Origin of the sequence: Bradyrhizobium sp. 149 (genome assembly GCF_023073915.1) — a bacterium.
GTDB lineage: Bacteria > Pseudomonadota > Alphaproteobacteria > Rhizobiales > Xanthobacteraceae > Bradyrhizobium.
In genome coordinates this window covers 24,380-39,163 of sequence record NZ_JADPKK010000005.1, presented here as the reverse complement: position 1 = coordinate 39,163, position 14,784 = coordinate 24,380, and the positions used below count along the sequence as shown (strand labels likewise).

Sequence of the window (14,784 nt, the reverse complement as noted above, 5' to 3'; positions counted from 1 at the left end):
CGTTACTCCAATGCGAGGGACGAGCCACGCAGATAGCCGCAACGCAGCAAAACCATTAGAATGTCCGCAATCCAATCATTTGTGACGTGAATTCAACATGGCTCGCTTCGATACCAACCGCTCCGCCGAGATGGAGGTTTTCGTCCGCGTCGTCGACTTGGGCGGATTCACCCAGGCCGCACGGAAATTGCGCCTGACGCCGTCGGGCGTGAGCAAGCTGATCTCGCGGCTGGAAGCGCGGCTCGGCTCCCGGCTGATCAACCGCACCACGCGCAAGCTCACGCTGACGGAGGAAGGCCAAACCTTTTACGAGCGCACGGTGCGCATCCTCGCCGAGATGGAGGAAGCCGAGCGCGAAGCGGCCTCCGGCACGACGCCGCGGGGCCGCCTCACGGTCAACTGCAACATTCCTTTCGGCATGCTGCATGTGATGCCGCTGATCCCGCGTTTCCTCGAGCTGCATCCAGACGTGACGCTCGACCTGGTGCTGACCGATATGTTGATCGACCTGATGCAGGAGCGCGCCGACGTCGCGATCCGCGTCGGCCCGCTGCGCGCGTCACGTCTCGTCGCGCGAAAGCTCGGCACCAGCTGCATGGTCGTTGTCGGCGCGCCGGACTATCTCGCGCGATGCGGCACGCCAAAGACGCCGGCGGAGCTCAACAAGCATCGCGGTATCGGCTGGACCTTTCCGCGGGCGATCCGCGGCTGGCTATTCAAGCGCGGCGACCACACCGAAGAAGCCGTGCCGCCGCCCGTCGCGCGCGTCAGCGACGGCGAAGCCGCCCGTCGGCTTGCGCTGGGCGGCGTCGGCCTCGCCCGTCTCGCCCTTTTCCACATCGGTCCCGACATCGAAGCGGGTCGTCTGGTGCCGGTGCTGCAAAACCACAATCCCGGCGACCGCGAAGACATCCACGCCGTCTATGTCGGCCACACCGCCCCGCTTCCGGCGCGCGTGCGCGCCTTCATCGATTTCCTCGCGGAGCATGTGCGGGTGAGCGATCCCGCGCTGAAGCGGGCCGGGGATGGGAGGTGGAGGCTGACAGGGTGACGAGTGGCGGAGAGAGTGTCCGCCTTACCAAAGTCCAACAGCATCCAGCACAGTTTCGGTAGACACTGTATTTCAAGCACTTTACGACATTCTCTGTCCGTTGTCGTCCAGCCGAATCCTGCGAAATCCAGAGGCTCGGGTGGGGAAGAGGGTGGGGAAGAATGCCAAGACTCGTCAATAAGCTGAGTGCTCGCAAAGTCGCGACTCTCACACAGCCCGGTCGTCATTCGGATGGCGGTGGGCTGTATCTGAGCATCAGCCCGAGCGGCGCCCGTTCATGGGTGTTCATGTGGAAAGTCGCCGGCAGACGTCGAGAGATGGGATTAGGCCCGCTCCAAGGCGTCCCCTTGCAGAAGGCCCGAGAGAAGGCCGCCAATGCTCGTCAGCTCGTCCTGGAAGGGCGCGATCCTCTGGCCGCCCGCGATGCCCAACAGTCACAAATGACGTTCGGTGAAGCGGCCGACGCCCTGATTGAGAGCATGTCGCCGTCCTGGAGAAACGAGAAGCACCGAGCGCAATGGACGATGACGCTGACGGCCTATTGCCAACAAATCCGATCGAAGCCGGTCGCAGAGATAACCACGGATGACGTTCTGGCCGTTCTGGAGCCCATCTGGCGTTCAAAGTCAGAGACTGCCTCCAGACTGCGCGGACGAATTGAGCGCGTCCTGAGCTTTGCCAAAGCCCGCGGGATGCGGTCTGGAGAGAACCCGGCGCAGTGGCGCGGACACCTGGACGCGATCTTGCCGAAGCGACCGATGCTGACGAGAGGACACCACAAGGCTCTGCCCTTCCAGGAGGTGCCCGCGTTCATGCGGCAGCTACGGGAGATGGAAGGAATAGCACCGAGGGCATTGGAGTTTGCAATTGTGACCGCGGCACGATCCGGCGAAGTGTTCGGCTTGACATGGTCTGAGTTGTCGCTTGACGATCGACTGTGGATCGTACCGGGACCGCGAATGAAGGGCGGTCGTGAGCACCGCGTTCCACTAACCAGTCGCGCCGTTCAAATCCTGCTGCAGATGGGACGGCTCCGGACCGAGGAAAGCGAACTCGTCTTTCCTGGGGGGAAACGTGGTCGACAGTTGTCCGAGACGTCACTGCAGGCGGTGCTGGAGCGGATGGGCGTCGACGCGACGCCTCATGGATTCCGCAGCTCGTTCCGAGACTGGGCGGGCGATGCCACCTCGTTTCCACGGGAGGTCGCGGAAGCTGCACTTGCGCATATCGTTGGAGACAAGGCGGAACGTGCGTACAGACGTGGTGACGCCCTGGAGAAGCGCCGCAAGCTCATGGAAGCTTGGCAGTCCTATTGCCAGGGCACGACACCGAGGCGGAAAACTAGATCAGCACCGCAACGAGCCTCCCCGAGCGCGCCAGACTAACGACGGAATGGAGCGTCACGGCGCAGAGACTGTCCCTATGGAAGTGGAGTGACTCCGCACCGCAGATTGGCGGGACGCGGGACCGACTCCCTCCGGCGAAGGGTAGCTTGTGCCTTGCGCGAGCTGGGGTAATCCGATCCCGGCGTGCCTCTCGCTAGCCTTGTGCTGGGATTGATTCGGCCCAGCAAGGGAGAAGTGCGATGACTCTATTCGTCGGATTGGACGTCGCTCAGGACAACTTCGATCTGTGTCGTCGAAGCGGACGGCTCGCTGGTATGGGAAGGCAAGGCAGAGAGTGAACCAGCGCAGCTCATCAAGGCGCTCTCCCGGGGGCGAGCCGCGATAACGCTCGTTGGCATCGAAGCCTGTCCGCTGTCCGAATGGCTGTACGGCGCACTAGTCGAATGCGGCTTTCGGACCGTTTGTATCGAAACGCGGCACGCGCAGCGATTTCTATCATCGCGCCCAAACAAGACCGACCGCAGCGATGCACGCGGTATCGCCGACAGGGGCCGCCATGACTTATAGATCGTTTAGGCTATCCGCCCGCGTGGTCGTTGCCACCGTGCGCGGCGATGAACATGGCGACGGCCGACCGGCAATAGGATTCGATTTCGTTGTCGTCCTCTGCTCTCGCCTCATCGAAGCGTGCGATCATCAGGAGATCGGATCCTTTGAAAAGCGCGGCAAACAAGCGGGCGGACTGGAGAGGATCGGGCACGTTCAGAACCGCCTTCGCGTGCAACTGACGCAACAGGGCCTCGATTTGGGCGATGACATGGGCGGGGCGGGCTTCGTAATGGAGCTTGCTTAACGACTTTTGATTCGTCTTGTCGGCCATGATCATGGCTTCGACACTGCGGACGTCCGGCCTCAACAGCGTGCGAAGCAGGGATGATCCCACCGCCATGAGCTGATCTTCGGCCGAACCGTCGACGCCTTCAAAAAGGGCCTGTGCAAACTGATGGCAGCCGGCCGCGATGGCCGCGCTGAACAGCGCCTCCTTGTTCTCGAAGTGCCGATAGATGCTGAGCTTGGATATTTTCGCCCGCTGGGCGACCTTGTCCAATGTCGTCGCTTGAAAACCCAATTCCACAAAGAGTTCGCACGCGGCGTCGATTATCGTTTGGCCAAGCGCCTCGTTGGCGGGCCGGCCGCGCCGGGCCTGGCTGTTTTCGGTCACGATAATTCCAGTCCTTGACAGTATCCTAATTCTTGCATTACGATACCATGTAGTATCTGAAATGTGCAAGCCCTCCATCAACAACACGGAGCCCATCACCATGGATGACGTCATCATCATTGGCGGCAGCTTTGCCGGTCTCGCCGGCGCCCTGCAGCTCGGCCGTGCCCGCCGCAAGGTCACCGTTCTCGATACCGGCCTGCCGCGCAACCGCTTCGCCGGCCACTCGCATGGTCTGCTCGGCCACGATCACAAGCCGCCGCTGGACATCCTGGCCGAGGCGCGGCAGCAGCTGGCGCGCTATCCCACGATTAGGCTGGTCAATGCCCGGGCTGACAGCATCTCCGGCACCATCGACGATTTCTCCGTCCTCACTGGCGATGGCGAAAGCCTTGGGGCGCGCCGCCTGATCCTGAGCTATGGCATCGTTGATCAGATGCCTGATGTTCCGGGCTTTGCCGAAGGCTGGGGCACGTCCATCGTGCCCTGTCCCTATTGCGACGGCTTTGAAGTCGCCGGCCAGCATTGGGGCCTCGTCTGGTCCGGCCCGCAGTCGCACAATCAGGTCAGGCTGTTCCACGATTGGACCGACAGGTTGACGCTCTTCGCCGATGGTCACGACATTCTTCCGCCCGATATCCGGGCCGATCTGGCGCGCCGCAACATACCTGTCGTCGAGGGCCGGATCACCGAGATCGCCCATCACGGGGGCCATAGCGCCACCGTCAAGCTCGATACCGGCCCCGATGTCGCGGTCGACATCCTGTTCGCGCATCCGCGCAACAAGCCGTCCGCAAGCCTGCATGAATCACTGGGTCTCGCCACGGTCGATACGCCCCTCGGCATCGCCCTCAAGGTCGACGAGCGCCGCGAAACCAGCATGCCTGGCATCTACGCCGCCGGCGACCTCGCCAACCCCCTCATGCCCTCGGTCACCACGGCATCATGGCAAGGCGCGATGGCGGGTATCTTCGCCCAGCAGTCGATGCTGGTTTGAGAGCACAGACTGGAGATGAGCATGGCCGTCGAACCGGACAGCGCGGGTGTGCGCTTCCCTCCGCCCTTCGTTTATCTGGGAGCGCTGCTGTTGGGGCTGGCGGTGGAGCGGTTCGTCACCCTGCGCTCTTTCGGCATCGACTGGCGGTTGCTCGTCGCGACGGGCGCGCTGCTGTTCGTTGCCGGCGCGGCGATGATGCTTGCGGCGGCGGGGCTGTTTCGGCGGCTGGGCACCAACGTTCCGCCGTCGCAGCCAACGACCCTCATCGCAACGACCGGTCCTTATCGGTGGACCCGCAATCCCATGTATCTCGGCATGGCGCTTATCTATGCCGGCCTTGCGATCGGCTTCGACGGGCCGATCGCCTTCGCCTTGCTCCCGTTGGTGCTGATCGCGATCCAGACGCAGGTGATCGCCCGCGAGGAGCGCTATCTCGAAGCGAAGTTCGGCGACGACTACCGCCGCTACAAGGCCGAGGTTCGCCGCTGGCTCTGACTATTCCGCCGCTGCCGCCTGCGGGGCCTTCTGATAAACCAGCACCGGCTTCCTTGCCGCGAGCTATCATATTCTGAAGGTTGCGGGCCGGTGTCACGGAAAACCGACTGGCCGGCTGACCGCTCGTTCCCTACAACCGGACATCCAGTGGGCTCGAAAGGGCTTGACCTCACCGATCGGATTACAGAAGGGATCGTCACCGGATGGCCGGGACAAACGTTTTGCGATCTTCGCGGCAACGGCGCCCGGTGAGTGCCAGCGAAAAGAGCCCGGTCGGCTTGCAGACGACCCGCCAATTCTTACCTTCCATCACGAACCGATTTGATGGATTGTTTTCAGATGCTTTTGTTTCTCGCCTCAGTACTCGAACAACTCGATCTCGCCCTGGAGCACATCGCCAAGGGCGACGTGCATAACGCGCGTTTCGGCCTGATGTTGACCGACAATGCTGTCGAGCTGGTGCTTCATCAGATCGCCAAGGATAAGGCGTCCGACCTGAAATCCTATTCGTTCCTGCGTGAGGAATACGCGCACCAGGACGCGCTGAACAAGGCGCTCGGCCGCAACTTCGATGCCAAGCTTAAATTCGCGAAGATCGAAGCCAGTCTTTCGGATGAGATCACGCAAACGATCACGATCCTGCATGGCTACCGTAACGAGGTCTATCACGTTGGCCTCCGGCACGAAGCCATTTTGCCCGCGCTCTCGGCGTTCTACTTCGACACGGCGTGCGGCTATCTTGGCACCTACAAGCCGCGCGGGTTGGGCTGGAGTTCAAACCAGAAGCTACCGGAACGGGCAAAGAAGTATTTCCACGGTCACGCGACATTCCCCGGTGGGTTCGATGATTTTGCGAACGGCTGCGCATTGTTACGCAAGACCTGCGATCATGATCCAAAGGCCACGATCTCGGCGCTCGCCGATGAAATGGACGAAATCATTTACCAGCAGAATGTCTGCATCGATATTGTAGCGGATGGCGTATATGTGGGCCAGCAGACGACACGCGACGAAGCGGTAGTGAGCACTCAGGCATGGCGTCTTGCATTCTCGGAGGAAGGCAAAGCGTTCGCGATGAACCATAGCTGGAGCGGAAACTTGCTCCAGCTGGTCGAATGGCTCGGGAAGAACTATCCGCACAAATTCCGGTCCGACCCTATCCCGTCATGGGAGAAGCAGGCAGCGCGGTTAAGGGCGAACAAGAATCCGCACACCGTCTTGTCGAAGTACCAGTCTTTCATGGCCTCGACGGCGGATATCCGAGAGGCGTTGGAAGAATCCGCCGCCGCCGCAGAGCGCGAGATTGATGCGGCGATCGATCACGCTCGCGGTAAATAAGACGCAGCGGCCTGTTCAACCTTGAGCCTCGAAATGGTATTCAAAAAAACATGACGGACACAACAGTCACAAAGTCAAAAATCTCAATGCTGGAGTTGGTCTATCTGCCAATGTCCAACCAGGAGGCTGTTTGGTTTAAAGGTGACCCAGAGGTAGAGCCACTGCTTAGGGAAAGCGACTTCTACATTATCGGAGGCCGTCCGGAAGCTAAATTCATCGATTTCCAAACGGAAGACGATGAGATTTTGACCTTCAGGTTCGCAATCGAGGGCGGTCCCTCGGACGAAGTGCGTCTCGACATACGTTCGCTTCCCGGCGTCGTCGGCAATAAGAGCCCGTTGTGGTTCGAACTTGGTCCCAAAGGCGTCCGAATTTGGGACGGGCCCATAAAAGAAGAGGGATCAAACGTTCTGGAGTGGTTCACGACGGAGAAATTGTTGTGCGATCGATCGCATGGCCGACCGGGGATCGAGGGCTTGGATCGCCATGCCGAGTTCTCCGTCTACGACCTTTTGTATGTTGGCATTGCCCGCACTGGAGACAGTTTCGACCGCCTCATTGCGAAGGGTCATCATGCGCGAACCGAAATTCTTGCAAATGAGCCGCAGCGCTATCCAGGAGCGCGGGTGTCGGACGAAACATATCTTTTTCTTTTCCGGGTCAATTCCCTCGTCTTGCAGACCTTTGAATTGGATCACGATTTCAGAGACGATGACTTCGAGGACAAGCTGAATCGGAAGCAGGTGGTAGCCGATGCAGAGAAGGCGTTCGTCAGTCTTCTCAAGCCCGGCTATAACAAAGTCCAGTTTGCCCAATACCCGAAAGGTGCGGATGGTCTCTATGGCGCTGGGTTCGCTCGGTACGGATACCTCATCAACGAAGACCTGACCTTCCACACTGCGCACGGTCGTGTTCGTGGGGCGCGGGACCCTAACGGTGCCATATCGAACAGCGCCGACTTTATATTTGTGAACGGCGAGGACGTTAGACTCTTCATATCCGGCATAGATTTTCCAGCTACATCATGGCGAACCCCGAAGGATCCGCCGAGCGGGCTCACCAGCTAAAAAATCGGCTCGCAACTCTGGCGTTTGTCTTTGGATTTTGCGACGTCCGAGGTAACGTCCCCGGATGATTGAGAACAGACCCGCTTCACTGTTGGCCGACTCGGCTTACGGAATACTGCCGAAATTGCCGTTCGCCTTGGATTGGTCGTCCGTCCCGGAGCTGATCCGAGTCGCCACCCTCGATCTCGGAGGGATCCAGCCGGTTACGAAGGCGATGGCCGAGGCGGCGGGCGGCACGTTGCACGACAAGCCAAGCGATGGAGAGGTCGAGCTATTCCGCAAGCGGGGCACAAACTTCCAGCTGGTTTCTATCGTCCTGAGTTGCGTGCCTGCCGGTGAAGTGGACGGCGTCCTTCAAGTCCGGCCTTTTGCGATGACACTCATTCCCGCGTCGAAGCGGGACAAGGTTCAGGAATCGACGATTGATCTGGTCGCGAAGCTTGATGTTGACGGGTGGCTCGCGACCGAACCGATGTACGCGGGGTATGATCCGTTCTCGGGTGGGTGGCGCCTTTTCGGGAATTTGCCGGGCTATATGGACGGCGAAAGAAGGGGCTATCTCGACGAGATGGGGCTTGTAATCGATCAGTTCTTTCTGGCGACGGAGCAGGCTGAAGATGACGAAATCCTGACGATGGATATCAAAATGCCTTCGGAACAGATGAAGACACGTTACGAGAAGCACCGCCGCAAACTGTTCTTCACACCGTTTAAACAGGTTGAAGCGCGGCGAGTCTGGGGAGCCGAGACACCCATTGAATTGTTTGTGATCCAGGCGCTCGCGAAGGAGAAGCTGTTTCCAGCGTGCCAGATGCTGATCATGAGTGACGGGGCGACGTTTCCGTCTTGGTACCATCTCTGGAACGACGTAGAATTTCGCCATACAGACGGCCTAGTAACGGAAGCGGACTTGTTCTTCTCGGACGAGCGCGTCGCAGTCTTCTGCGATGGAGGACATCATGCCCGCGCCAAGCAGATGGCGAAAGACGCCGTCATCACCGAGAAGCTTGCGGCATTGGGCATTCGCCCCGTTCGCATTCCTGGCGATGAAATCAGGAACGACCTGCCCGCGGCCGTCGCCCGAATAAAAGAAGCGTTGGGCCAAAAATAACTTCGTTCAGAGCGTGGATTATATGAGCAGTCCGGAAAAGGTCATTGAAGACATCCTCGCTGCGCTCCGCGCAATCCAGGGAAAATCCGCATCATCGCTGATCTCGGATGACAGCTTCAGGCTCCCTCGTCTTATCCCGGCAGGTGACGGCGGCACAATCCAAATCACCGAAGAGATCGACAACCTGATAACGCGGTTGGCACGCGATCTGAAGACAAAGCGTCCAACGCTGACGCGGAGCATCAAAGACAGCGAGTGGCGAGATTGGGTGCGAACGACCATTGGGCCGTTGCTCGCTGGCGCTTCGTTGAAGACGTCTACAGTCAAACAAGCGCCTCCTCTGCTGAAAAAGCTTGATGACTCTCTCAACGGCATCGTTGCCAATCTAAACCCGCTTGAGCATGCGTTCGGAACGACGCTGTTTTCCAGCTCTGACGTTTCGCCATTCACGATTGGACCGATCACATTTGAACCGCGCCTGACTTGGCTTGACCGAAAGGCCACTGAGGGTGGCGTCACCGTGGTCACTCAGCGACGTGTCAAGCGGATCTGGGGCGGTTCGCGTGCCGGTCCTCGCAAGGACGGCCGCGATAAGCTGCGGGAAGGTGACATACTAAAGGCTATCGGATCATGCGAGTACGTCTGCACGGCCAAGCTATCTTCGGCATTTGCTGCGGAGGCGGGTCTTGAGACTGCATTGACCGCCGCACGATTGGCTTTGACCTGTGCCGCGCTGGCTTTCGAGACGCCCTCCGAAACGTTGCGGGGCTTTAGTCTGCACTATGATGGCCCGATCCATATTCAAAGCGCGCTCCTATTTGTTCCTGGGAAGATCGTTCTTTCAGGATCCCGCTTAAGTCGTCGTCCTGCGGGGCCCTTCATTCGGGCGAAGGATTGGCAGGCGGAGCTAACCCGTATGGCAAATGCGTTCGTGACGTGCGGAGAAGTGCTGAACAATCTTGTTGATCCGGCCAGGAGCACCGCACGTCCTGAGCTGTTGGAGGCCCTGCTGCAGGCGCTTATCTGGTTCGAGAAAGGTTGCCGAGAGGTTGGGGACCTCATGGCCACTGTCGGATTTGCTGCTTCTCTTGATGCGCTTGGCAAGGGCACGAAAACGAACGGCATCCTAACGATGCTTGAGGCCCGGCTGGGTATCAAACGAACCGACCCCATTAATCCGCAGGGCCCCACGTTCCAGTCTGTTCTTGAAACAATTTACGGCGAGGGTCGGAGCCGCACGATCCACGGCACCAGTCAGAAGATTGGTTATGACTGGGCCAGCACCCGGGGCACAGCTGAACAGCTTGCCCGTTACGCTTTGCTCGCGTGTCTGGATCACGTAGCGAAAACGCCCGCCGCGACGCGAACTGACGATCTCAAGAAATGAACTGCTTAGAATAGCCGGCATAGTCACCCGGGAGGCGAACACAGCTGACCACGGTTCCCGCATTCCGGAGTTGATTGCGCTTAGCTAGTGCTCTATCCCGCCGAAGGTTGAGCAACCTCCGGAAAGCAGATGTCTCAAGAGTGGTACGAAGAAGAAGAGGAAGACCTGGTAGAGGATATTTACAGGGTCTGGTGCAAGATGCCGTTCTGGACGGCATTCGAATCATCTGCCTTGATTCACCAGTGCGATCCGAGCGAGCAGATCGAAATACCTTCCGCTCAGCGGGTCGTTAACCGGACGCGCACGCTCATCGAGCGCCACTGCGGAACCGAATTGCTGCCCGGCTCTCCGGACAAGATTTCTCCCCCCATTCTTCTCCCTTGGGCGAAACGCATGGGATTGCGGATCAACTATCCCCTGAGAGCGTGCATCACGAGGTCCTATCCAAAAGTCCGCCGGCACCCTGATCTCGCTTCAAGCCGAGAGGCCCTACTCGCTCGCGTGGCCGAGCTGGAAGCAGACCGGCAAAAGCTGGCGGACGACCCCCCGCCAAACTTCAAAGAACGTCAATCCCTGTTAACGCTGGTCCTGGGAATGGCGGTTGCAGGTTATACCTACAACCCGCGGGCCCTGAGAAACGCGGCAACCAGAGACATAGTCGATGACCTCGAGCGCAAGGGACTTCCGACTGTCACCCAGGAAACTGTTTTGAAATGCCTAAGAACGGCGATGGAGGAACTTGATTGGCCGCCACCGGAAGAGGATGGTGACGGCCAACCAAAAGTCAGCCCGGCGAAACGGCCGAGCAGAAAACGTCCTCCAGCCGGTCGATGAGGTCCGGCACAAGGTGCGCGGCTAGATGGATGCACGTATCTGAGCCCGGTTGCTCGCCCTGCTGTCGAACAACGACCGTGCCGGTCGTGGAGAGATAAACCGCGATTGCATTCTGCTTTCTGACCGAGACCAACTCGTCGTTAGCCGTCCAATCAAAGTTCTCTGTCAAGTCAAACTCCCTTCTCAATGGCGAAGGCCAAGCTGTCCCACGACGCCCGCCGTCGTTGGGCGATTTGAGGCAGCACCAATCCGAAATCGGCTTGCAGAGCCGCGGAAGTTCTCCGAAATCGGACAGCGGTTATCCGAGTTCGTCCAAGGCGATCGGCGTCTGATCAATAAGGCACCTCCTTCTCATCAGAGCATTGAGGTGTCCCTTGAACTCGCACTCTTCGAATGACCGGCTCCTGCGCCTCTCGGCAGTCCTGGCCCCGGCTGGTCCCATCCCCGTCAGCAAATCAACGTGGTGGGCCGGCGTGAAGTCCGGCCGGTTCCCCAAGCCCGTCAAGCTGGGGCCGCGCATCACGGCCTGGCGCTCTGACGAAATCCAAGCGCTCGTGGCCACCGGCTTCACCCAGGAGCCGTAAGTCATGGAGGTGGGTGTTTTCGGGAAATGGCAGCCGGAATATTCTGCCCGTGGCCTTCCGACGTTCCCGGTGAAGGTCATCGGTAACGACAAGCGACCGGCAGTCCGTGGATACATGAAGGTCGGAAGCTTGACGAGTGAGCGACTCGCAAAGCAATTCGCCGATGCGAGCGCATTTGGTCTGGCTTGCGGCCGTCTCACCGGCCTGACGGTCCTCGATGTTGACTGCAAGGACGAGCGAGTTCTGGCGGATGCCTTGGCCCGTCATGGCGAGAGTCCGTTCGTGGTCCGCACCGGCTCGGGAAACTTCCAAGCGTGGTACCGCCATGGAGGAGAGAAGCGCCAAGTCCGGCCATGGGGAAATGAGCTTCCGATCGATCAACTTGGCGACGGGTACGTGGTCGCGCCACCGTCGGAAGGCAAGCGCATGGCCTATCAGATCGTTCAGGGCACACTGGACGATCTGCCTAACCTGCCCTTCATGCAGAACGCCTGGAAGCCCGGCGATCAGGCGCGGCCCAGAACCGCTTATGAGGGCGAACGTAATAAGGCGCTCTGGCGGCATTGCATGCACGATGCTCACCACTGCGACACGCTCGATGACCTTCTCGATGTGGCGCGCACGTTCAACGACACTTCTTGCATGCCGCCTTTGGACGATGACGAGGTGGTCAAGGTCGCGAAATCGGCCTGGAAGTACACGATGGACGGTACCAACCGTATCGGGCGCCATGGAGCTTGGCTCAGCGCAGCGTCTCTCGACGAGATGGTGCAAGACCCCTACTTCACGACGCTAATAGCTTGGCTGCAGGCTCAAAACGGGCCGGAGGCCAGGTTCTTGGTCGCGGATGGATTGAGAGAGAAGTTCGGATGGCCACGGGAGCAGTTCCGGCGTGTCCGTCGCAAGGCGGTGCGTACCGGCTGGATCGTCCCGCTCACGAAGCCCAAGCCAGGCAAGGCGGTAGAATATCGCTGGGGTAAGGCCAGGAAGCAGAGGTGAAGGAGACGCCTACCGTTCTTGGTAGGCTATCCTCTATGGTACACTTCTCTATGGGTACTAGCACCCACCCAGGTCCTAGGATCTAGGCACAACCCCGTCCCAGAGAACATTTCCCCAGCGGTCCAAGAGTGCACATGCGGTGCACGCAAGGAAGCAATCGCTAGTCCGCGCGATAGGCGCGGTCCTCATGATGATGACCCAGCCAGCAATGGCAAAATAGAATTTTCAGGGATTTTTTTCGAATTTTGATTTCGTAAGAAGTGCCTGCGACGCACGGGTTTCTCTCACTTTCGGTCAAAAAATCGAAATTCCCCTTTATGAAGAGGGCAAGTTGCCCCTGACCGCCTCGGGCAAGCACTTGACCTTCACGACTTTGCCCTTGACCCGACTCGATTCGTGGTTGAAACCTGCGCGCATTGCTCGGAAGGGTTCATTTTCAAGGGGTTCATTTAGATGGGTTACGAGATTGACTTTCTGCCCGTGGGAGACAGCAACGGCGACGCCATTTGCATGCGCTACGGCACTCCCCAAACCGGCTACACGATCCAGGTGGTGGACGGCGGCTTCACTGACACCGCGAAGACGGTGATCGATCACGTCGAGACGCACTACGGCAAGGGCGTCACTATCAACCACATGATCCTCTCGCACGCGGACAACGATCACGCCATGGGCCTAATCGGCATCCTGAACCACTTCGAGGTGGGTGCGATCTGGATGAACCGGCCGTGGCTCTACGCGGATCAGTGTATCGACGCCTTCCATAGCAATTATACCCTGGATGGCCTGATCAAGCGTATGCGCGAACTGCACCCGTACCTCGTGGAGATCGAGAACATCGCGAACAAGCGCAACATCCCGATCTATGAAGCCTTCCAGGGCACAAACATCGGCCAATTCCACGTCCTGGCACCGAGCAAGCAGCGCTACATCTCTCTCATCCCTGAACTCGACAAGACGCCCCAGTCCTACATCGAGCAGGTCGCGTCGAAGGGCATCGGCACAATTATCGCGGACGTACTGAAGGAGGCGCGAGAGTGGGTGAAGGAGCAATGGGGCAGCGAAACCCTGGCCGATGATCTCAAAACATCCGCGTCAAACGAGACCTGTCTCGTGCAGATGGGCTTCTTTGACGACCGTCGCGTTGTCCTGACCGCCGACGTCGGTCCGATTGGGCTGATCGAAGCGGCCGACTATGCGCAGATGCACAATATCCTCGCGCCTCCACGCATGTTCCAGGTGCCGCACCACGGCAGCCGCCATAACGTCTCGCGAACGGCACTCAATCGCTGGCTCGGCGATCCTCTGCCGCAAGGCTCTGCCAATCGCGGATCGGCCTTCTGCTCGGTCGGGAAGAACAAGGACGATTACCCGCGCCGGATCGTAAGCAACTCATTCTTGCGCCGTGGCTACCCTGTCCACTCGACCAAGGGCCTGGCGAAGCGCCATAGCCACGACATGCCTGATCGCGACGGCTGGTCCGCTTCGGACCCCGCACCCTTCTACGAGGATGTGGAAGGATGAATGTGATCTCGATCGACGAATATACGGTCCGTGCACGCCTCGCTCCCGCGGTCATCGCGGTCATGCCGGCGTTCGCCTTCGCGGCGATTTTCGTGTCGTGGGGGAAGCTCGGCCTGCCGCACGTGATTGCGAGCCTTGGGCTGATGATCCTATTCGCTGCCTTTTCCGATATCGCGCGGAGGCGCGGACGGAAAATCGAACCAGGGCTTATCGCGAAGATGGGCGGACTGCCTTCGACTACCATGCTCCGGCATCGCGACGACTCATTCGATGCGGGCACGAAGGCAAAGGTCCACGCCTTTCTCGCAAGCAAGCTCGTGGCTCCCGCGCCATCCGCCGCTCAGGAAACAGCCGATCCGAAAGCGGCCGACGACTGGTACGCGCGCGGAGGCACGTGGCTCCGCGAGAACACGCGAGACACGCGGAAGTTTCGTCTCCTATTCAATGAGAACATCAGCTATGGCTTCCGTCGAAACCTGCTCGGGTTGCGTATGCCCGGCTTGTTGCTCAATGTTGCGATCGTGCTGACTTGTGCAGGCGTGCTCGCATACCGCTGGCCGATTGATCTCGACAACTACTTCAATGACGCCCTGATCGCAGTCATAGCCGCTTCCGCAATTCATGCGGCGTATCTCTCCCTGGCTGTCACCGAGGATTCGGTCTTCGATGCCGCGCGGCTCTATGCCCGCCAGTTGATTTTAAGCGTGGAGAAGCTTGACAAGGTCCCAACGACCACGACGACAACGCGCTCGCGTGTAACAAAGCAATCGTAGTGGCCGGCCGTGACACCCCGAAGCCGAGCCGGGACGACTTAGAGCCAGCTTGCGCC

The 14,784-nt window shown here is 59.4% G+C and carries 15 protein-coding genes; 14 read left to right on the top strand and 1 reads right to left on the bottom strand.

Features of this window, described 5'->3' with window-relative positions; genetic code table 11:
* The first annotated feature begins 97 nt into the window (after window positions 1-97).
* The 3 genes from IVA88_RS01395 (at window position 98) to IVA88_RS01385 (ending at window position 2,964) form a co-directional block, all read left to right on the top strand.
* Window positions 98-1,051, top strand: a complete 954-nt coding sequence (locus tag IVA88_RS01395) for a LysR family transcriptional regulator (protein WP_247495519.1) — start codon at window positions 98-100, stop codon at window positions 1,049-1,051.
* 161 nt (window positions 1,052-1,212) lie between these two features.
* Window positions 1,213-2,436, top strand: a complete 1,224-nt coding sequence (locus tag IVA88_RS01390; protein WP_247495518.1) for a site-specific integrase — start codon at window positions 1,213-1,215, stop codon at window positions 2,434-2,436.
* Between the two features lie 243 nt (window positions 2,437-2,679).
* Entirely contained in the window at window positions 2,680-2,964 is a 285-nt protein-coding gene (locus IVA88_RS01385; RefSeq protein ID WP_346657550.1) for a transposase, read from the top strand.
* A 10-nt stretch (window positions 2,965-2,974) separates the two neighbouring features.
* On the opposite strand, the gene IVA88_RS01380 is transcribed toward IVA88_RS01385, so the two are convergent.
* Entirely contained in the window at window positions 2,975-3,619 is a 645-nt protein-coding gene (locus IVA88_RS01380) for a TetR/AcrR family transcriptional regulator (RefSeq protein ID WP_247495517.1), read from the bottom strand.
* 100 nt (window positions 3,620-3,719) lie between these two features.
* Between IVA88_RS01380 and IVA88_RS01375 the strand changes: the two genes are divergently transcribed.
* The 11 genes from IVA88_RS01375 (at window position 3,720) to IVA88_RS01325 (ending at window position 14,728) form a co-directional block, all read left to right on the top strand.
* On the top strand, window positions 3,720-4,616 hold the full coding sequence (locus IVA88_RS01375; protein WP_247495515.1) for an NAD(P)/FAD-dependent oxidoreductase: 897 nt from the start codon (window positions 3,720-3,722) through the stop codon (window positions 4,614-4,616).
* A gap of 21 nt (window positions 4,617-4,637) precedes the next feature.
* Window positions 4,638-5,111, top strand: coding sequence for an isoprenylcysteine carboxylmethyltransferase family protein (locus IVA88_RS01370; protein WP_247495703.1), 474 nt, complete (start codon window positions 4,638-4,640; stop codon window positions 5,109-5,111).
* Between the two features lie 339 nt (window positions 5,112-5,450).
* Entirely contained in the window at window positions 5,451-6,449 is a 999-nt protein-coding gene (locus IVA88_RS01365) for a hypothetical protein (protein ID WP_247495514.1), read from the top strand.
* 86 nt (window positions 6,450-6,535) lie between these two features.
* A complete protein-coding gene (locus tag IVA88_RS01360) occupies window positions 6,536-7,516 on the top strand; it encodes a hypothetical protein (RefSeq protein WP_247495513.1) in 981 nt (326 codons plus the stop codon).
* Window positions 7,517-7,580: 64 nt separating this feature from the next.
* A complete protein-coding gene (locus IVA88_RS01355) occupies window positions 7,581-8,627 on the top strand; it encodes an endonuclease domain-containing protein (RefSeq protein WP_247495512.1) in 1,047 nt (348 codons plus the stop codon).
* A 22-nt stretch (window positions 8,628-8,649) separates the two neighbouring features.
* Window positions 8,650-10,014 (top strand): hypothetical protein, encoded by a 1,365-nt coding sequence (locus IVA88_RS01350; protein WP_247495511.1) that lies wholly within the window; start codon window positions 8,650-8,652, stop codon window positions 10,012-10,014.
* Between the two features lie 129 nt (window positions 10,015-10,143).
* Entirely contained in the window at window positions 10,144-10,848 is a 705-nt protein-coding gene (locus IVA88_RS01345; protein WP_247495510.1) for a hypothetical protein, read from the top strand.
* A 362-nt stretch (window positions 10,849-11,210) separates the two neighbouring features.
* Complete coding sequence (locus tag IVA88_RS01340; protein WP_346657548.1) at window positions 11,211-11,432, top strand: AlpA family phage regulatory protein; 222 nt, start codon at window positions 11,211-11,213, stop codon at window positions 11,430-11,432.
* A 3-nt stretch (window positions 11,433-11,435) separates the two neighbouring features.
* Window positions 11,436-12,431 (top strand): bifunctional DNA primase/polymerase, encoded by a 996-nt coding sequence (locus IVA88_RS01335; RefSeq protein ID WP_247495508.1) that lies wholly within the window; start codon window positions 11,436-11,438, stop codon window positions 12,429-12,431.
* Window positions 12,432-12,884: 453 nt separating this feature from the next.
* Window positions 12,885-13,955 (top strand): hypothetical protein, encoded by a 1,071-nt coding sequence (locus IVA88_RS01330; protein ID WP_247495507.1) that lies wholly within the window; start codon window positions 12,885-12,887, stop codon window positions 13,953-13,955.
* A complete protein-coding gene (locus tag IVA88_RS01325) occupies window positions 13,952-14,728 on the top strand; it encodes a hypothetical protein (protein WP_247495505.1) in 777 nt (258 codons plus the stop codon). The genes IVA88_RS01330 and IVA88_RS01325 overlap by 4 nt, the downstream gene beginning before the upstream one ends.
* The last annotated feature ends 56 nt before the right edge of the window (window positions 14,729-14,784 follow it).